The following is a 19,761-nucleotide window of genomic DNA, read 5'->3' on the forward strand; positions in this document are numbered from 1 at the left end:
CGATCGGATGACTCCGAGGCGATCGGATGACTCCGAGGCGATCGGATGACTCCGAGGCGATCGGATGACTCCGAGGCGATCGGATGACTCCGAGGCAACACGGCGATCGACTCGCTGGCACTCGCACTCGCACGGCTGGCACTGACAAGCTGGCAAAATGCACCATCTAGCGCGGTCTAACAGGTTTTGGGGTGATTGGTTGGGTTGCACTGGCACGGCTGGCAGAATCGCACCACAGACACGGCTGCACGTCGGGTAAGGTCGGAGCGCTGGCAAGGTGGCACGGTCGGAGCGCTGGCACGGTCGGAGCAGTGGCACGGTCTAGCGCGGTCGGAGCGGTAAGTGTACCTGTGTGTAACGTGTTGACAGGTTGGATGAAACTTAAGTAGGATAACAAGGGTTAAAAATTAATCGATTAGGAAATTAATAATGAGTGTATTGTTGCCGTGGATAGGCGTGACAGATTGCACTAGAGCAGAATATTTGCTTAAGAATTGCCATCAAAATATTGTTGGAAGTTTTTGGTTAATGTGCGGCTATGGGTTTAACACAAAAGATATACCAAGCTGGTGGATTAGTTTAGTTTCAGAGGAAAATCAAGCGCAGGCTATTGTTGAAAAATTTGACGAAGGTTGGATTATTACTGAACATGAAGACCCTTTGTATTTAGGCTTTTGTATCATCGTCGTCGCTGACCGTTTAAACCCGGCTAACCTGTCCTACGTCATTCAGCATACAAGGATGGAAAATTTTGAAGGCATTAACCTATTAAAAATAATGGTTCAACATAATATTCCAGCTATTACAGAAATTACATATCCTGAAGACTTTTTGTATATCAGATACCCAGAGAAAAGCGAGGCGTATAAACTTTTGCAATCTAATATAAGGTATTGGACTGTTGGGGTGTGGGAAGATTATTGCAGTCATCTAATGGCAGAACATGGTCAAACAATGCTAGCTGAATATTGGGGGAAAATGAATAACAGCTAAAGCAAAAGCTAAGCTTATAGAATACATTGGTAATTCATAGTTTTTCAAAATTTAATTCACTGTAGCAAGGGTTACAAGGCTTAGGCGGGGAAATGTGACTATCCCCGCCTATCTTTATTTGAGGCTCTAAATCAGGAAATGAGCGAATCCTAATGAAGTTACAACATTGTAAGCTGTAGATGGGAATCCCTCGCCTATCTACGATTAATCCTCTTTATCTAGGAGTTTTTTCACATATTCAACTAGAGTTATACTCAGTGCTGCCTTTTCTAGCTGAATACTGCTTGAAGAAGCGGGCAAGAAGTTCAACGCAGCAGTTAGAGTAATAGTAGAGATTAAGTACAGACTTTTGTTCATTGTTTAATTATTCTGGTTTGATTGTGCAACACACTCTCCTTTCGTTTGGAAACAAGCAAAAAAAAAAGGCGCTCCTTGAGGAACGCCGGCTAAGCTTATTCTTGTATTTTGAGAGAGTATAATTGCTGGTTTGATACAGCCGTTCTTACTTTGTAGAAAACAGCAAAAGCTATATTTTTACAAGTGGTTGGCTGACTCTTAGATTATAACGTAATAAAATTGAATCTGCAATCGAGCGAGATCTGCCCCTTCTCCAAATATTGGCTCAGGATATGGGCGTTTTCTGATGTGTAAGGGTTGCAGCCTTTAGGTAGGCTGGGAAATAGAATTTTCCCCGCCTAGATTTATTTAGCAAAGTAAGGTTGGTGATATTCTCACGTCACTATCTAAAAAGGGTGTGACTGTTAGCGAAACTTACAGGTTGCAATCAACCTAAATCCCTATCAGGGATTGAAACATGGCCTTAATCAGGTTGAAGGTGTAGATTTTCACTAATCGGTAGGTGGTTAGATGAATGCTAACCAATTAGCTATCGATCCGCCCTTAAACCTCTCCACTCAAAATCTGTTGAACCGTCAAACTTAGCTGTGGAAACATCGGAGATACGATCGCCTCTCCATCCCGAAACACCCCAACCTCAACATATTGCCCCTCCTCAAGCCGCAAAACCGTCACCACTTCTTCTATTGGATCGATAACCCAATACTCTGCGATGCCCCGCGCTGCGTACTGAGCCCGTTTGCGATCGTAATCCCGATCGCTGCCCACTCTACCCGGACTCACTACCTCCACAACAAACCGAGGAGGCAGCATATCGAAAGTGATAGTTAGCCTGGTTGCTGTCAGCGGAATGTGTTCAGGTTCCAGAATTATCAAATCGGGGTAGCGGTTGGCCGCATCTCCCGATCGCAAAACGGCAACTTGAACCTCGCAATTATGCGTTTTAATCAGCCTGAGTGGCACTAGCCCGCTGCGAGCAAGATAGAAAAATAGATAGTTAGCAATGAAATTATTAGGTTCAGATTCTGGTGGCAAAGCTATTAACTCCCCATCAATTAACTCATAGCGTTGACCCGTATCATTTGAGTAATTAAGGTACTCGTCAAAAGTTAATTTTTTAGAGTGAGCTTGTACCATAAAATTACATTCCTTGATTTATTCGTTCCTTTCTGCTGGGAGTTTGTTTATGTAGAAACGGTTTCAACAGCCGAAGCATATCAATCAAATCTGCTGTGCAAGTTCAGCAGGTGTCCCAGCCTCCATCGACAATCGACCCACAAATGACATATTAAAAACTATCACAGTTCAAATCCTCTGGAATATTAAAAATGATTTCAGATAAATTTCGGCGCGAGTTGCGATCTCAAGCCAAACTCTGGCAAGCAGAAGGACTCATCGACACTTCATTCTACCAACAACTTTCCGAACGCTACCAATTCAACACACTCGAAACCGCCTCCCGCAACCGATTCCTCAGCATTCTCATCAGTCTCGGCGGCATTCTCCTCGGTATAGGAGTCATCACGTTTGTAGCCGCAAACTGGCAAGTTTGGTCACGCGAAGTGAGAGTTGCACTGCTGCTAAGTCTTTTCGTAGCAGTCAATGCAGCAGGTTTCTATCTGTGGCGAATTCCCCCATCCCGAAGCCAAAACTCCAATCCCAATATGCCCGCAACAAAAGGGCGAAACAAACTCCTAGGTGAAGGATTGTTGCTGTTAGGAGCTCTGATTTTAGGAGCAAATATGGCATTGATGGCGCAAATGTTCCACATAGGCGGTTCTTCCTACGGACTTTTCCTTGCTTGGGGAATCGGCGTGCTCGGAATGGCTTACAGTTTGCGGTTGACTTCCTTGGGCGTTTTGTCCGCACTTTTAATCGGTTTGGGCTATTGGCTTGCCGTGTTAGATTGGTCTTCTAAAGTCGAGTTTTCTTGGCTGGAAGTTTTGGTGCGGCAAATGCCGATCGCAGCCAGTATAATGTTTGTGCCGCTGGCTTATTGGTGTCGGTCGCGTGCTATTTTTGCCATAGGTGCGATCGCGATAATTTTTTCCCTACAAGTTTCAATTGTCCAAGGGTTAAATCAAACTTGGGCTGTGACAATGTTTTGCGCCCTACCGCCCGCTTTGCTGTGGGGATACGACGATGCAATCTGGCCCAAGGTACGCAACAAGCTGTTTCAACCTACCGCCCGCAGTTTAGCACTGCTGTTTCTCGCCGGTTTGTTTTATGTTCTTTCTTTCTACGGGTTTTGGCAAGATTCGCCGAATCCTTCGCCAAGTAAGCCGGATTGGGTTTTGCTGGCAAATGTGGCTGTCTTGGGCGGTTTCACAGTGTTTGAATGGCTGCGTTTGGGACGTTTGGAACTGCGGCGACCGAAACAAAAAGGAGGGGATTTGACCACAGGTGCGATCGGCATTTTAATCCTCGCCAGCGCCTTAATACCGCTTATTCACCTCAATTTTACTCCCCTTCCTCAACTAGCAACTTTTCTGTTCAATGTTTTATCATTTTTGCTCGCTGTCGGCTTAATCCGAGAAGGTTTAGCATTAGGAAACCGCCAGACTTTTTGGGGAGGCATGGTATTAATCACCCTGCAAATTATCAGCAGAGTGTTTGAATATAACACAGGATTGTTGCTCAAATCTTTTGTCTTTGTTTTATGCGGAATTGGCGTAATTGCTGCTGGTTTGTGGTTCGAGCGCCACTTCGCAAAAATCCCCGATGAATAGGAGCATTCTACTATAGTGCGATCGTCCCCTTTGCAGTGCACTCGGAAGATGATTATGCCGATTCAAAGCTCAACGATATTATTCTGCGAACCAATTCCCAATTCCCAATATGAACACCGAAAATCCAGATTCAACAGATCAAAGTCCCGAAATAGCAGATACCAGCGCTAATTCCCCATCATTCACCCTTCCCCCCGCAGCGCAACGCCTTCCCGCGTGGCGGCTGTGGGTTCCTTTGCTGCTGCAAATCGGACTAATTGCCGCCGTACCAGCTCCATCAGTTTACACTTTTATTACTGGCAAAACAGTTGTCCTGCAAACAGCACCAGTAGATCCTTACGACTTTTTGCGCGGATATTACCAAGTTTTGAGCTATAATATTTCCGATCGCACAAATCTCCAAAAACTCCCCGGCTGGAAAGATTTAACGACGGAAAAAATATATTGTCCGCCCGCAGTTGTTTGTCCACAAAGTACGCACAGCCTCAAGCCACAAACCAGTTTTTATGTAATATTAGAAGCGCCAAAAACCGCGACTAATCCCGGTCGCCCCCAACCTTGGAAACCCGTCCGCGTCAGTCGGGAAAATCCCGCCAATTTGCCCGCCAATCAAATCGCAATTAAGGGAAAATATAACGGTTGGCAGATGGAATACGGGTTAGAAACTTATTATATGCCAGAGGATGAAAGGGAAAAAGTCAATCAGGACATTAGCGAAGCTCAAAGGAAGCAGCGACAATCTTTTTTGGTAGAAGTCAAGGTTGACAAAACAGGCCATGCTGTGCCTGTGAGTTTGTGGGTGCGCGATCGCAATTATCGATTTTAGCTGATATCTCGCACCATTGTCAGCAACAGGCAAGATGCCTGTTCCCCAAGAAAATTTATACTTTGTGGAACAGGCATCTTGCCTGTTCCTAAACAAGTAATTGAGAATGGTGCAACATATGAGTTTTAGCCAATTTAGCCAAAAGGTCGATCGGTCTTTTGCCCTTGTTTTGAGTATTTTAGCTTAGGGATGGGGCGAAGGTTGGGCGATTCCCTACCGCAACGGGTTCGCACGCGCGATCGGGATAGCTTCCCTCGCGCAGACATTTCAATTGCCGACAACCCAAGAGAATCTATTAAGATATATAAGACTTGTGCAAATCTTGCCAATTCAAGGGCGCAAGTCATGACTCTACTGGAGCTTCTCATGTTAGCCGAGCTAATCTCTGCCAGACGAATACTCAAGACCAAACTCCTCGACTTCTTAGGACTTCCCGAAAATTGCCAAGACCAAACCGATCATCTCGTCAACCGAATTGTATCCCTGCTGGAAGCAAATCCAGCCGAACAAGAAAGATTTTGGGAGACATTCAAAAGTGAATTAGCCGTCGATCCGGTAGAATTAGAAGCAATACTCAAGTGTTCGCCAGCAGAACGCCAGCAGTGGATTGAACAAGACAAACTCCCTATTTTAGAATACCGCTCTTTCCGCAAATCAGGAATCCATCTAGAATATCCCGTTCACGACAGAAGATTCATCTTAAGTCTAACGCCAAGCGATATTAATAATTGGCGCCAAGAACCCAAAGGGCTGATTAAAAATAATCGCCAAATACCCACCCCAATCAATACAGAAAAGCCTGAAGAAAACGAACAATCACGAATAGCTTTTAGTTCAGCTTGGGAAAAAATCATTGCCGACTGGAAAGAACAAGGTTCGGAAGAAATTTCAGCAACCTTCCAGCTAGCTTACTGGACAGTTTGGGCATCGCGCTGGGCCAAAGAAAATCAGCTCAACAGCTTTAAAGCAATTAAATATAAGGAAGTCTACGAAACTCACCAGCAGGAATGGTATCAGCGAAAAAATCAAGCAGTCAAGTTACTGATTGAGATGCCCTACGCCATGCTTTACTTCTACCGTCCGGCGGATTCTGACAAATTATATCTCGAACTGTGTGACGACCACCAAGAAATGATGAAAGATGGCTACTTTTGGGATAAGTGGGATTTTTTCTATCAGAACCGCAAACTTGTAAATAAGTGCCGCGAATGTGTGTACTGCGAAACCAAAGATTATTACTCGCTTTACTATCTCGAAATCAAAAGCGACAAGTTTCCCGATTTTAGTTTTTCTTTCCACACGCCGTACACCATCGGCAGAAAATTTTTGCCACATCCAGAAACGCTCCCTTATGTAGATCACGTAGAACAGGACGGTATTTTTCGCTTTGGCCGCCCGCTGCTGGAACAAGAGAAAGCTATTCACACAGAAAAGGATGTATTGCTCAAGTTTGAGGCAGCTTTGGCAGAAGCGAAAAAGTTTGTTTAGTCATTAGTCATTAGTCATTAGTAGACTTATTGCAGATTATCTGGATTGATAGGGAAACCAATGATATCAAATCTGTTAGCATCGGAATTATTCAGATATCTATTCTCTTTATCTGCGTGAATCAGCGTCAATCCATTCTTATCTGCGGTTAATTTTTCTTTTTCTAACCGCAGATACAGGCAGATAGACACAGATTAACGCAGATAAATTAGATTAATTCCGGTTGCACCCTGGGTGGTTGTTGAGGGTTGATTGGATTTGATGCCCGACGATGCTACCGGATTTGATATGACTTTTGAACTTGGATTACTTGAATGCTGCCACCAGCATAAAGTTTGGGTTGTGGAGTTACTTCGGAATTGTACGATCGCAATCCTACCTCTGCCAACAAACTCCCCAAGTCAGTTTTAGTCTCAAACAACCACAAAAAAACAGCCAACCCTGGCCAAAATACCGGATTTATATGCCGATGAAAATCTACCAAAATGAATAGACCACCGGACTTGATCGCGCGGTATACTTCCTGGAAGATTTGTCGCAATTGCGCCCCTTGCATTTAGTGCATCGCAACGCTGCTGTGTACTCCTGTCAAACTGACAGTCGGCAAAAGCTTCTAAATAATAATTGGCTGATGGTACATTTTTCGGGGGCCGTTGCAGAGATAATGGCGAAGCGTCAAGTCCTGTGACATCCTGGAAATATTGCACCAGAAATTGCTTAGTTTGACCGCAACCGCAGCAACCCTCTAAAACTTTAGTTTCGGCGCTGACGGTGAAATTTTCCCAGGCTAGTTGACCCAAACGAGGATTGCCGCTTACGCTCAAAGCAGCCAGAGGTGCGATCGCAATCCTAGAGACACTGAAACCGATAACTTAAATCTCTAAAAATTGTTGCTATAGTCAAAATTATGTATACCTTGCTATCGACTTAAGATATTATTAAATTATATGATAAAGATAAGTAACAGAACTGAGACGATGGGAGAGCTGTAACCGCTATGGGTCGTGTGGGAGTATTGCTATTAAACTTGGGCGGGCCAGATCAAATCGAGGATGTCCGTCCTTTCCTGTTCAACTTGTTTGCTGACCCGGAAATCATTCGCATTCCGTTTCCGTGGATGCAAAAACCGCTCGCCTGGTTGATTTCGACCCTGCGCTTTCAAAAATCCCAGGAAAACTACCGCCAAATCGGTGGCGGCTCTCCTTTACGGCGGATTACCGAGGAACAAGCCACTTCGCTGCAAGAACTCTTGCAAGAAAAGGGACAGGATGCTCGAGTATACGTGGGGATGCGCTACTGGCATCCTTTTACTGAAGAGGCGATCGCCAAAATTAAGCGCGATCGCATCGAACATTTGACAATCTTGCCGCTGTATCCTCAATTTTCCATCAGCACCAGCGGTTCTAGCTTTCGGCAGCTAGAAGAAATGTGGGGCAAAGATCCTGCCCTCAAGGATATACAATATACCGCGATTCCTTCTTGGTATCAGCGGCCTGGTTACATTCAGGCAATGTCGGAATTGATAGCCCAACAACTAGACCACAATCCGAATCCCGATCGAGTTCACATCTTTTTCAGTGCCCACGGCGTCCCCCTCAGCTACGTAGAAGAGGCTGGAGACCCCTATCAACGCGAGATTGAAGATTGCACTCGTCTGATTATGGAACATTTGAACCGATCGAACGAACACACTCTAGCTTATCAAAGTCGGGTTGGCCCGGTGGAATGGCTCAAGCCTTACACCGAAGACGCCATTACCGAATTGGCAGAAAATGGAGTCCAAGATTTGTTGGTAGTTCCGATTAGTTTTGTTTCCGAACACATCGAGACTCTGCAAGAAATTGACATGGAGTATCGAGAATTAGCAGAAGAATCGGGGATTAAAAATTTCTACCGAGTGCCCGCCCTGAATACTCATCCGGTGTTTATTGAAGCCTTGGCCGATTTAGTCATCGAGTCGATCGAATCTCCCAGCGTTAAATTCTCCGATGTGATACGCCCTTCCAAGACAGTGAAAATGTACCCTCAAGAGCAGTGGGAGTGGGGTTTGACCACGGGGGCGGAAGTCTGGAACGGTCGTGTGGCGATGATTGGTTTTGTCGCACTATTGCTGGAGTTAATTACGGGTCAAGGCCCGCTACACTCGATCGGATTGCTTTAAATTGACAGTTGACAGTTGGCAGTTGACTGTTGACTGTTGACTGTTGTTATAAATGACTAATGATATCAAATTGGTTGGTATCGGAATTATTCATCTCTCTCTTCTCTTCCTCAGCGCCCTCTGCGGTCTCTGCAGTTAAATCATTCCGAAACAACCGTAAACGATATTACTAATCACCAATAACTCATCACTAATTAATCAGGATCGCGCTTGCGGCGGCGGGGATTTCCCCTATCGCCCGATATTCCCTGACTTTTGTACCAGCGATACCACTCTTTAGAACTGCGAATTGCCAGCCACAGCAGCGTCATCGCAACTAACCCTCCCTGCCGTGGTGCGTCAAAGGCAAACAAAACCAAGGAAATGCACAGAACATCTTGGAGGAAAATCACCCAAATCGGCAAACCCCGCAGCCGATAAAACCATCCTGCTTGTACCAGTTGCAGGACTAAAGCTAACAAACCTCCGACAATACCAATTATCCACAGCATCCAAGGGTGAACAATAATTTCCTCGATCGAACTTACTTGAGCGATTGCAATTCCCATAATTGCTCCTACAATGGGGCTGAAAATAATTTGCACAATTTGCAGCACCCGCTGTCCTACAAAGGTTTTAGAAGCAAATAACTCTAACAGCGACCAACTCACCAAGATGGTGATAGCCACCTGGGGGGGAACCCCCGACAATAGAGGTATTTCAGACCAAAGTTTGTCAATCCGCAACAAACCAATTAACAGCAGGGGCAGGGCAATTCTCATACCCCCTGCCGCAGACGCAGAGAGTGCGGCTAGGAGTCCAACCATAATAATAATTCAGTTTCTAACGTCAGCAAAAGCCTCGATCTATTTCAGAATTTAATTCCCCTGATGGCTGGCTATGATTTGAGCGATCGAACTCAAATTGAGGCTTGAGCTTAAATATCACCCTCTATTGTAAGTGTATCTGCTTAATCCTGCTTGGCACTGCGATATCGTCGATCGACAATATCGCAGTTGACTGTTGTTAGTTGACTGTTGTCAGAATAAAGGAGGCAGCATTCAACCAGGATTGTGATTAAATTAGCTTAAGCACCCGAATCCTTCTTCTCTCTGACAACAGTCAACTAACAACAGTCAACAGTCAACTAACTTCTTATGTCTGAATCATTATTTGCCGATGCCAGCCGCCGATTAGAACGAGCCTTAAAATATGTGTCCCTTTCCGAGGATACGATCGAACGGCTGAAACACCCCAAATCCAGTTTAATTGTATCGATTCCCGTGCGGATGGACGACGGTTCCCTACGAATTTTTCAAGGTTATCGGGTGCGCTACGACAATACCAGAGGCCCGTCTAAAGGAGGAGTGCGCTATCATCCGGGAGTATCCCTGGATGAAGTGCAATCCTTAGCATTTTGGATGACTTTTAAATGTGCAGTTTTGAACTTGCCCTTTGGAGGAGCCAAGGGCGGAATTACTCTCAATCCCAAGGAATTGTCCAAACTGGAATTGGAACGGTTGAGCCGGGGCTATGTCGATGCGATCGCAGATTTCATCGGCCCCGATGTCGATATTCCCGCGCCGGATGTCTACACCAATCCCATGATTATGGGTTGGATGATGGATCAGTACAATATTATTAAGCGGCAGCTTTCTCCAGCGGTGGTGACTGGAAAACCAGTGACAATTGGCGGCAGCTTGGGCAGAGATACGGCAACAGCAATGGGTGCTTTTTTTGTAGTACAAACTATTCTACCCAAATTTGAGCTAAATCCTCAAGATACAACTGTAGCGGTACAAGGTTTTGGTAATGCAGGTGCCGAAATAGCTGAACTGCTCTGGAAAGCAGGTTACAAAATTGTTGCTGTCAGCGATTCCCAAGGGGGAATTTATGCTAAACAAGGGCTGGATATCCCCAGTATTCGAGGCTTTAAAGACTCTAACAAAGGTATCAAAGCTCTTTACTGTGAAGGTTCTGTTTGCAATATTATCGAACACGAAATCTTGACAAATGAACAGCTTTTAGCATTAGATGTAGACGTGCTGGTTCCAGCAGCTTTGGAGAATCAAATCACTGAAGCGAATGTTAATGATATTAAGGCTAAGTTTATTTTTGAAGTAGCTAACGGGCCGATTGATTCTGCTGCTGATTTGATTTTAGAAGCGAGGGGAATTCAGGTAATTCCTGATATTTTAGTCAATGCGGGAGGCGTAACTGTTAGTTATTTTGAGTGGGTGCAAAATCGCAGCGGACTTTATTGGACGCTGGAGGAGGTCAACCAGCGGTTGAAGCATAAAATGGTCGAAGAAACTGAGGCAATTTGGAGAAAATCTCAGGAATTGTCAGTTTCCATGAGAACTGCGGCTTACGTGTACGGGTTAAATCGACTCGGAGAAGCGATGAATGCGAAGGGAACGCGGGATTATTATGTGAATGGTTGAGAAATAAAATCCCCGACTTCTTCTGGTTATGTTCGTGAAATATCGAAGTAATTTCAGAAGTCGGGGATTTAGCTATTGGCTATTACATAGCCTTAGTCTCCGGCATCAAACACTTATCGGAATCGCAGCCCGCAGGCCCCGAATCCATCATTTCCCCCAAGTCATAGCGACTTAGTGCCGCATGAAAAACATCTATTTGGCGGCGCGCTAAAGTCTCTTCCACCATCTTGGTGTAAGTTTCCTTGCTCACCGGTTCAAAGGGCAAACGCGGAAAAGTTTCAAGAGCATCAAACCTAGCCAAAAGGGCTGCGGAAATGTAGCCTTCATCATCGCGAATGGCTTCATAAATCCGAGTGCCCAAACTTTCCACTTCATTTTCGCGCAGTTCAATCGTGGCCGAAGTGTTATGTCTGACATAGAACTTTTGCACCTGCATATAAAAGTCCATTTGTGCCGCCGCTGAGAACTTGTTAATGTCAATTTCATCAGCACCGGGCAAGTCAGCCCAACTTACCGCAACAGGTATTTCTACCAGCCATTCTGTACAGCGTTCATCGAAGGGATTGTTCAGCAAATTGCCGTTTTCATCTTTGTCAGATTGAGACGGAATCACGTTGTATCCGTAGTCGATGCAGGCGAGGGCTACGGGGTCGTTTTTGCCAAAAGTGATTCGGCGAATGAAACGCTGGGCTTTCGGCGGATGCCACCCCGGCGAAGCACCTGTCAGCAGAGATTTAGTACCCGATGGTTGAACGGTTGTGCAGCGATTTGGGCGTTTTAAGGAATGGCGATCGCAATAATCCCATACTACTCGATCGACAATCTCGCGCCAACCACTCAAACACTCTTCTTCCCGCTGTTTAAAAGCAATTCCTTGCGGAGTTTGCGGGCGGCCTTCCACCCACCAGCGCAGCCACTCAACGCCAAAAGCATGAACGAAGAAATCGAACAATCCCGTGAAAGATACGCCGACAATGGGGTCTAGTTCGCGACTGTATTGATAGCGGGGTTCAAGAAATTTGTGATTGAGAAGTACCGCGACAGATAGAGCTGCAGCCCTGAAAGCTTCCTCCTGTTCTTTGAAGTTGTAAGGGTCAAGTTGATTGAGGTGAACCTCCGCCAAATTACAGTGGAAATTAGAGCCGATGATTTCCAGTTTTGTTACCCTAAAGGCTTTTTATCCTTTAGTTCTACAGATTCAATTTTCCCTGTAGCTCGGCGTACTTTTTCATCTACCTTAGTCGTAAATGCCCCGCACTCTTGCCAGGATTATATTCTTCAATAAAGAAGGTTCACCCGGTACGCTCTACGGTGGTAAAGGATTTTTAATTCCCTTACTTACCTCGGAGTTAACATCTCAGCCTTCTCCGATTTTGCGAGGTTTTTAACGTGAGGCAAAATTACTTACCACACGGGTTTAAGCCCACACGGACTAACCGATGCTCTAACTCGCCAGCAGTCATATTAGGATGGCGTTCCTGCAACCACTCTTTAGCTTTTCCTTCGTCGTAAGCTTTCAAAAACTTACTTCTAAGACTCGGTGTTGAAAGTAAATCAACGTTAGATCGAGCTACAGCTTCCCCGGCCCATTGAATCGCACCTTCGCCGCTGTAATACTGTTTGCGGACAGCATCAATACATTCTTCTAGTGTAGGTTTAGTATGGAAAACTCGCGTATGGTTGGCCATCCGAAGGGCATCGCGTTCTGGATCTATTCTCCAGTTGCCGCTTTCATCTTGTTGCCACAAATTATTTTTAGCATTTGCTCCGAGTTCGTCATCAGCATAAAACTGACGCATTCCGGCCGATCTTCTAATGTTTCCAGCCACAATGGTCACAGCCGCTTCATCTATCAACACGCAGCATTCAACTGAATTTAACTGCCGTCCTAAAGCTTTATTCAAAATTGCGGCACAGCGCTGATAGAGGTCGGGCAACTTCACCGGATTTGCTACTCCGCCAAAACCTTTTAAAGGTTCTCCCACCGGGCGAACGTCGCTCAAATCGATGAAAACTTGAACTTCTCCTGCAAATCTTTCATCTGTGGATAATTCCAGCAAAGTTTGATAGGAGTTTACCCAACCTTGGCGAGAATCTCCGACATAAATAGTTGCGGTTTTTTCGGCTATTTTTACTTCTGTTTCTTGACGGCGCAACTGGGCGGGTGTAGAGCCGATTTCGCCTTGCATGGTTAGGGTTAAACGGTTGCGAATCGGCGGCAGTTGGTTGATATATTGTGGTTCCAAGACTGCCCCAGTGCCGCAGCCCATCATTGCCAAATCCATTAACAAACCAAAGGAACGCCAGTCGAGAATATTTGTTGAGGAGCAATTATATGCGCCGGAAAAATTCTCTGGTTGTTCGATCCATTTGCTGCCACCTACCCACAGCCAGCGGCCTGAAGCGAGGGTTTTGAGCTGGTTTTGCATCCGGTGCAGCAGTTGTGTTTCTTCGGGGGTGAGGTTTCCAAGCTTTTGCAGCCCCTTGACTGTTCGATCGCACACTTCGGCCCAAGTCTCTCTTCCCGTCTCGGTACGGCGGCTGTAAGTCCTAAAAAATACTGGATTGGCTGCGGGTGCTGTTTCGGGGAAATCGGACAGGTTGCGTTTGTCGCTAGCACTCGATCGCTCTAATTCTCGAACCATAGGTTGTGTACTGACGTGTCGGAATATATCAAACTACGAATATACAACAGGATTCAGATTTAGGGTGAAAGCTGGACAAATTTGACAATTTGCACTAAATATGGGGCATAGAAGTGTACAAGCTCGATCGGGCGTGATCCTCAAAACTTGACAAAAAAACCCGATTTCTTCCTGAAACCGGGTGAAGCGCAAATCTTGTCAATTGTCAATTCTTTGTCAATAAAAACTCAATATTGGGTAACAGCGGGTCTTGAACAACCCCCACACCGTTAAATCCCCAACGTTCAAGCAGCTTTTTTACCTGAGAACCGGAAATCGATTCTACTCCGAATCGATCGGCAACATCAGCAGCGTGGGCGTTGAGATAACTCAAAGCGTCATAGTCTTCGCGAAACATCAGCAGGTAACTAACTGCCGCATCTGGATTGGGATTCGCGGACAGATATTTGCCATCACTGCGGGAACGTAGCAAGTAAAAAACTTGAGATAACATTTTATCTTGTTTGTCAAAATAATAGATTAACTCAAATTGGGCATTGGGAATCGGGAATCGGGAATTGGGCATTGGTAAATTAAAAAAGTTTAATTATTTTTCTTCCTTCTTCCTTCTTCCTTCTTCCTTCTTCCTTCTTCTTTCTTCCTTCTTCTTTCTTCCCCTATTTAAATCAAAGTCAGTGCTAAACCTTTAATCCCTCGCCCGTCACCAATTTGACCGACGATCGAAGCTTGACCGGTCGTCAAATTGATATTGTACAGGCTGGAAACTCCGCCCACCTCGATCGCAGCCAAAGCCGTCTCGTTACCGCCAACACTCCTGACATCAAAGCCGAGAACGGTACCAGCATCAATGCCCAAAGATCCGATCGTATTCAACACCCCATTATTCGGCGGATCTTGGCGCACCAAAACATCTAAATTGGTGTCAATTGCAAACAGCGTTGTCGAATTTGCCCCTGCAAAGTTATTCACATACGCCGCCGCAGCAGCCGCGCCGGGATTGCCAAAATTGCGATCGCCCGCAGCATAAGCCAAATTCCCGTCGAGTTGAATTCCCCCCGTCAGCGTGTCAAAATCTACAAGTGCCCCAGTATCCGGGTTGAGGCGGGCGTTTTGACCGGCTTGATTGACAAAGCGAATTCGATCGACTGTCGGATTAAAATCAAAACCCGCAGCCCCCGGAGTTAGGGGAACAGCAAACTGGCCGCTACCGACTGCACTTGCTTGCCCAGTAACTGGATTAATCGCGTACAAGCGATTGCTAGAACCCACACCGTATAGCACACCGTTAGCGGGGCGAAAATCAATTCCCAGCAAACTTTCTCCAGGCTGCAACCCTGTAACTGCTGCATCACTGAGAATCGCCCGCGGTGCCGCCTCATTAAAACCGACAATTGTTTCAGCGCCATTTCTAACAGTTAAAGCGTAAGCTGTAGGCAAAGGCAAAGCCAAACCGTTAATCTGTCTCCCGTCAGCAATTTGACCGACAAAGGAAGCTTGACCGCTACTTAAATTGATATTGTACAAGCCGGAAATCCCACCAACTTCCAGGGCCGCGACTGCCACCTCGCGGCCGCCAATACTCCTGATATCAAAGCCGAGAACGCTATTGGCATCAACTCCCAAAGATCCGATCGTATTCAACCCTCCATTATTCGGCGGATCTTGTCGCACCAAAACATCCAAATCGCTGTCAATTACAAACAGCGTTGTCGAAGTTCCCCCGGCAAAGTTATTCACATACGCAGCCCCAGCAGCCGCTGGATTTGACCCAACATTGCGATCGCCCGCAACATAAGCCAAATTCCCGTCGAGTTGAATTCCCCCCGCCAGCGTGTCAAAATCCACAAGTGCCCCGTTATCCGGGTTGAGACGGGCGTTTTGATCGGCTTGATTGACAAACCGAATTCGATCGACTGTCGGATTGAAATCAAAACCCGCAGCCCCCGGAGTTAGAGGAACAGCAAACTGCCCGTTACCGACTGGACTTGCTTCCCCAGTCATCGGATTGACAGTATACAAGCGATTGCTAGAACCCACACCGTATAGCACACCGTTAGCCGGCCGATAATCAATTCCCAGCAAACTTTCTCCCGCTTGCAATCCAGTCACGGGCAAATCTGTGATGACACTTCCCGGATTGGAAAGACTAAAACCGACAATCCGATTAGCAGGAGTTAAAGCATAAGCCGTTGTCCGGGCTGGAGGCGGGGGGCTGGGAACAACGCTGCCAATATTATTAGTGAAACTTGCCTGGTTAATCGCACTTTGCCTCACCCCTCTGAGAGTAGCGAGAAATTCTCCTGTTACCCGGTCTTGAATAACAGTATCGTTTCCAGCTTCCAGAATATTCAAGTCGCTAAAACTGAGACCTTCCCCCAAACCGATTAAATCTGTACCTGGTACAAAATCGGCGATCAGGTCGGCATTTGCCAAACTAACACCGCCACTGGTACGGGAAGGGTCAGCCTCAGCGTAGCGCCTCAAAACAAATAGGTCTGCCCCGTCTCCGCCTATCAGGATATCAGTATCTCGATCGCCCGACAAAACATCATTGCCAGAGTTGCCCGATATGGAATCGCTGCCTTTTCCGCCCACTAAAAAATCGTTACCTTCTCCGCCGTTAATAATGTCGTTATCTAAATCTCCAAAAAGCGAATCTTGACCAGAATTGCCATCAATTAAATCGCTTTGCTTACCTCCATAAATGCTGTCATTACCAGAGTTTCCGGCAATGGTATCAGTGCCCATCAAACCAAAAGTCAGGTCATCTTCTGGAGTTCCTGCTAGCAAGTCTGCTTGGCCGGTGCCTCTAATTTCTGCCATTTTCTAATCAGCCTCTAAATTTGATACTTCTGTTGCCTAACGGCGGTGGTATTCTCAGTTAAAATATCACAAGTTCGCACTTTTAGGATAGTTTTTGTTATTTTCGGCTGTAGGGGTGGGTTGCCATAAAAGTATTACAGGCAGATCAAATGATATATAAACCAGCCACCGGGTTCAAATAAACCCAATCCTAAATAAAGATCACTTAGCCGTATTTTATAGTTGGCTGTGTAGCCAAGGGCGATCGCAGCTCAACTGCAAACAGGCAAGCTGAAATTTTTAGCGGTGCGAACCTATGAAATTTTGTACTGCGTTCATTAGTAATATACGCTGACTCTATAATTTTGGATCTGTACGGTCAGAAATTATTTTTTAACTTTAATCTTAAAGCCTGCGACGGTGGGCTTTGTGTGTAGAGGCGACAACCATCATCAAGTCTGCACGGAAAATTTCTGTGGATCGATATCCCAATTTACCCAGCGAATTGCCTCCCTAGCAGATGTCAGGTTAGGTGGAACTCTCAAAGCATGAATGAATCTCGTACTCGGACAAGTCATTTTTAACAAACAAATCGGCTCGACATCGGCGTCATCTATTTGTAATAGTGCATATTTCTGCCAACTATCTATTTGTTTGGCTTGCAACTCTTGACAAATGCGCTCGTAACCAATTCCTTCAATTAACACTCGCTTCAGCTCGGCATTCTCTTCTGTTAAGAGCCATTGGGATTGCCATTGATTTGGGTGGAATTTGCCGTATTCTTCAGGCAATGTGACGCCGTGATAATAGTAAAAATTCCATCCGTCCGCAAACTCAATCGCAGGTTCTCCTTCCGCGTGCAAGCGGTTTTGACTGTCAAAGCGCAGGTGGCGGGGGCGATCGCACACCGCGCAAAACTTTTCAAAGGGAAATATCCAACCGCAATGCTCGAAAAGCAGCTTTTGACAGCGAAGTATTTCTTGTGCCTTTTGGGAAATATTGACGCCTAGTGAAGAGATATAAAGTTCACTCAAATAGATTTCTCTACACAAAGTCGTGGGGGTTTCAGGGTATTTCAAGCCTAACAAATCAGCGGGAAAAACATTCCCCATCCTTTGTTCCGATTGCTCAAATTCGTCAACCAATTCCCTCATGAGCGAACTCAGTATGCTGTCTGCTTCGGGCTCGATCCTTATGCGCCGGAACTCATACTCCCACACCGCCGGACTTGCAAATTCTCTCACAATCGATGGGAACACGGAGATCCATTTCCAGTCTAGCTTTTTCCCCAATCTATTTCCATCTCCTTCGTTTGACCAGTTTGGTGAATGGTCGCCTTTTGACAAGTTGAAGATTTGGAGAAAAGCGTCGCGGGGACTGCTGTAAATAATAACGGAGGGTTCTTCTAGGCCAATAGTGGCATAGGCAACTTTGACTGCTTCTGTTGCTTTTTGAGCATCAATTTGCCTAGTAGAGAGAGTAAGACGTTTCTGCGCGAGTTCGCCTAACACGCACAGACCGGTAATTTGAATGTTGTAGAGATTCACTCCTGTCAGATTGGTGAGCTTACGCAAGGCGCTGATGTCGGTAATTTGATTGTCGCACAGCTCGAGTCTGGTCAGATTGATGAGCGAGCCGAGAGAGCTGATGTCGGTAATTTCAATGGTGCTGAGAAACAGTGCTGTCAGATTGGTGAGCGAGCCGAGGAAGCTGATGTCGGTAATTTGATTGTTGTCAAGAGACAGTATTGTCAGATTGGTGAGCGAGCCGAGGGAGCTGATGTCGGTAATTTGATTGTCGTTAAGAAACAGTGTTGTCAGATTGGTGAGCGAGCCGAGGGAGCTGATGTCGGTAATTTGATTGTCGTTAAGAAACAGTGTTGTCAGATTGGTGAGCGAGCCGAGGACGCTGATGTCGGTAATTTGATTGTTGTCAAGATACAGTATTGTCATGCTTGAAAGTATCTGCTCCGCTGCTTCAGGGTCATCAGTGACAGCCTTGTCTAACAACACTTTAACTGTGTACCTTGCCGATTCTGAAAGACTGTCAATATGTCTACACCAGTCGGCAAAGCGGCTAAAACTCCTTGGCTCGTTTGGTTGTTTTTCTGACATAAAACACTCCGAGATGGGTAATGGGGCATGGGGCATAGGGCATGGGTAATGGGAATACTGTTGACTGTTGACTGTTGACTATTACAAATCGCCCTTGCGTACCTCATATTACTCAGCTAAGTCTGTTATTTCAAATCTTCCAGCTTAATCCGAGGATCGACAGCCTTCAGCAGCAAATCCGCCAACAAATTCCCCACAATCAACATCGTCGCACCCATCATCAAACTCGCCATTACTAAATACAAATCTTGATTGTTCACCGCCTCCAAAGTCAGCTTTCCCAAACCCGGCCAATTAAAGAAAAATTCCGCAATAAACGCACCGCTCAACAAACTAGCAAACTCAAAACCCAATAGCGTAATCAACGGATTAACAGCATTCCGCAAAGCATGAATATAAATTACTCGATCGTCCGGCAAACCTTTCGCCCGTGCTGTTCGGATGTAATCTTGACGCAGCACGTCTAACAATTGTCCCCGCATCAATCTTTGCAAACCAGCAAAACCAGTAACGCTGAGGGCGACTGTTGGCAAAATTAAGTGCCAGCCGTAATCGAGGATTTGACCCCACCAAGGTAAGTCTGCATGGTCAATGCTTGTCATTCCTCCGACGGGAAACAGAGGCGAAGTATTTTGAGCAAAAAATAGCAGCAGCAACGCTGTGATAAAGCTCGGAAATCCTTGTCCGGTGTAGCTGACTACTTGCAGAACTCGATCGACTGTGCGGTTTTGATTGACGGCGGCGACAATTCCCAAAGGAATCGCGATCGCCCAAGTTACAATCAAAGATGCGATCGCCATCAATAGCGTCGCCGGTACCCGTTCCCACAGCAGCGAAGCTACGGATCGCTGATACACAAAACTCGTGCCAAAATTTCCCCGCGTCACAATTTGTTGCAGCCACAGCCAATACTGCACAATCGCTGGTTTATCTAAGCCGAACTGCTGTTCGAGTTGCTTGAGTGTCTCCGGCGAAATCTTGGGATTTTGGCTCAAAGTATCCAAGTAATTTCCCGGTGCTAGTTCAATAATTGCAAAACAAAGCATAGATGCCAAAAATAGGGTTAAAAGTGCCTGCAACAGTCGCTTGACAACATAACTAAATGTCTCGCTGCCAAACAGAGAATTTAACGCTCGCCAATTCCGATTTAACTTAATAGAAGTCATAGGATTTTAGATTTTAGATTTTAGATCTGAACAATTGAAGAATTGTGAATGATATTA

The 19,761-nt window shown here is 45.8% G+C and carries 15 protein-coding genes and 2 pseudogenes; 6 read left to right on the forward strand and 11 right to left on the reverse strand.

Features of this window, described 5'->3' with window-relative positions:
• Nucleotides 1–210 (reverse strand): hypothetical protein (locus QUA24_RS03495; protein WP_333227244.1); only part of this gene is annotated, 210 nt, incomplete at its 3' end.
• A gap of 219 nt (nucleotides 211–429) precedes the next feature.
• Here QUA24_RS03495 and QUA24_RS03500 point away from each other — a divergent pair.
• Nucleotides 430–993, forward strand: coding sequence for a hypothetical protein (locus QUA24_RS03500; protein ID WP_333227246.1), 564 nt, complete (start codon nucleotides 430–432; stop codon nucleotides 991–993).
• A 900-nt stretch (nucleotides 994–1,893) separates the two neighbouring features.
• Here the strand turns inward: QUA24_RS03500 and QUA24_RS03505 are convergent.
• The gene (locus QUA24_RS03505) at nucleotides 1,894–2,487 is read right to left on the reverse strand and encodes a Uma2 family endonuclease (protein ID WP_333227248.1); all 594 of its coding nucleotides are present in this window, start codon (nucleotides 2,485–2,487) and stop codon (nucleotides 1,894–1,896) included.
• Nucleotides 2,488–2,678: 191 nt separating this feature from the next.
• Between QUA24_RS03505 and QUA24_RS03510 the strand changes: the two genes are divergently transcribed.
• The 3 genes from QUA24_RS03510 to QUA24_RS03520 all read left to right on the forward strand — a co-directional run bounded on the left by QUA24_RS03510 (nucleotide 2,679) and on the right by QUA24_RS03520 (nucleotide 6,393).
• A complete protein-coding gene (locus tag QUA24_RS03510) occupies nucleotides 2,679–4,079 on the forward strand; it encodes a DUF2157 domain-containing protein (protein ID WP_333227249.1) in 1,401 nt (466 codons plus the stop codon).
• 109 nt (nucleotides 4,080–4,188) lie between these two features.
• Nucleotides 4,189–4,905, forward strand: coding sequence for a GDYXXLXY domain-containing protein (locus QUA24_RS03515; RefSeq protein ID WP_333227251.1), 717 nt, complete (start codon nucleotides 4,189–4,191; stop codon nucleotides 4,903–4,905).
• 366 nt (nucleotides 4,906–5,271) lie between these two features.
• On the forward strand, nucleotides 5,272–6,393 hold the full coding sequence (locus QUA24_RS03520) for a hypothetical protein (protein ID WP_333227253.1): 1,122 nt from the start codon (nucleotides 5,272–5,274) through the stop codon (nucleotides 6,391–6,393).
• 274 nt (nucleotides 6,394–6,667) lie between these two features.
• Here QUA24_RS03520 and QUA24_RS03525 read toward each other — a convergent pair whose 3' ends face one another.
• Nucleotides 6,668–6,949 (reverse strand): hypothetical protein, encoded by a 282-nt coding sequence (locus tag QUA24_RS03525; RefSeq protein ID WP_333227255.1) that lies wholly within the window; start codon nucleotides 6,947–6,949, stop codon nucleotides 6,668–6,670.
• A gap of 441 nt (nucleotides 6,950–7,390) precedes the next feature.
• Here QUA24_RS03525 and hemH point away from each other — a divergent pair, with 441 nt between their 5' ends.
• Nucleotides 7,391–8,554: a ferrochelatase gene (gene hemH, locus QUA24_RS03530; RefSeq protein WP_333227257.1), complete on the forward strand. Its 1,164-nt coding sequence runs from the start codon at nucleotides 7,391–7,393 to the stop codon at nucleotides 8,552–8,554.
• Nucleotides 8,555–8,748: 194 nt separating this feature from the next.
• Here hemH and QUA24_RS03535 read toward each other — a convergent pair whose 3' ends face one another.
• Nucleotides 8,749–9,360 (reverse strand): DUF4126 domain-containing protein, encoded by a 612-nt coding sequence (locus QUA24_RS03535; protein ID WP_333227259.1) that lies wholly within the window; start codon nucleotides 9,358–9,360, stop codon nucleotides 8,749–8,751.
• A gap of 330 nt (nucleotides 9,361–9,690) precedes the next feature.
• Between QUA24_RS03535 and QUA24_RS03540 the strand changes: the two genes are divergently transcribed.
• A complete protein-coding gene (locus QUA24_RS03540; RefSeq protein ID WP_333227261.1) occupies nucleotides 9,691–10,977 on the forward strand; it encodes a Glu/Leu/Phe/Val dehydrogenase in 1,287 nt (428 codons plus the stop codon).
• An 82-nt stretch (nucleotides 10,978–11,059) separates the two neighbouring features.
• Here the strand turns inward: QUA24_RS03540 and nrdJ (QUA24_RS03545) are convergent, their stop codons facing one another.
• From nrdJ (QUA24_RS03545) to QUA24_RS03570, 7 genes and pseudogenes are all read right to left on the reverse strand, one after another.
• Nucleotides 11,060–12,100 carry a ribonucleoside-triphosphate reductase, adenosylcobalamin-dependent gene (gene nrdJ, locus QUA24_RS03545; RefSeq protein ID WP_445242583.1) on the reverse strand — a complete coding sequence of 347 codons (1,041 nt, stop codon included), beginning with the start codon at nucleotides 12,098–12,100 and terminating at the stop codon, nucleotides 11,060–11,062.
• Nucleotides 12,101–12,377: 277 nt separating this feature from the next.
• Nucleotides 12,378–13,622: a ribonucleoside-triphosphate reductase, adenosylcobalamin-dependent gene (gene nrdJ, locus QUA24_RS03550; protein ID WP_333227263.1), complete on the reverse strand. Its 1,245-nt coding sequence runs from the start codon at nucleotides 13,620–13,622 to the stop codon at nucleotides 12,378–12,380.
• A gap of 205 nt (nucleotides 13,623–13,827) precedes the next feature.
• Complete coding sequence (locus QUA24_RS03555; protein ID WP_333081693.1) at nucleotides 13,828–14,115, reverse strand: hypothetical protein; 288 nt, start codon at nucleotides 14,113–14,115, stop codon at nucleotides 13,828–13,830.
• A gap of 167 nt (nucleotides 14,116–14,282) precedes the next feature.
• Nucleotides 14,283–16,445: a DUF4394 domain-containing protein gene (locus QUA24_RS03560; protein ID WP_333227265.1), complete on the reverse strand. Its 2,163-nt coding sequence runs from the start codon at nucleotides 16,443–16,445 to the stop codon at nucleotides 14,283–14,285.
• A gap of 431 nt (nucleotides 16,446–16,876) precedes the next feature.
• Nucleotides 16,877–17,443, reverse strand: a pseudogene (locus QUA24_RS27275) (DUF6745 domain-containing protein); the annotation flags it as partial.
• Nucleotides 17,444–17,950: 507 nt separating this feature from the next.
• Nucleotides 17,951–18,574 (reverse strand): annotated as a pseudogene (locus QUA24_RS27280) (leucine-rich repeat domain-containing protein); the annotation flags it as partial.
• Nucleotides 18,575–18,663: 89 nt separating this feature from the next.
• Nucleotides 18,664–19,704, reverse strand: a complete 1,041-nt coding sequence (locus tag QUA24_RS03570; protein WP_333227269.1) for an ABC transporter permease — start codon at nucleotides 19,702–19,704, stop codon at nucleotides 18,664–18,666.
• Nucleotides 19,705–19,761: the final 57 nt, after the last annotated feature.

Source organism: Microcoleus sp. Pol12B5, assembly GCF_036701335.1.
Classification (GTDB): Bacteria; Cyanobacteriota; Cyanobacteriia; order Cyanobacteriales; family Microcoleaceae; genus Microcoleus.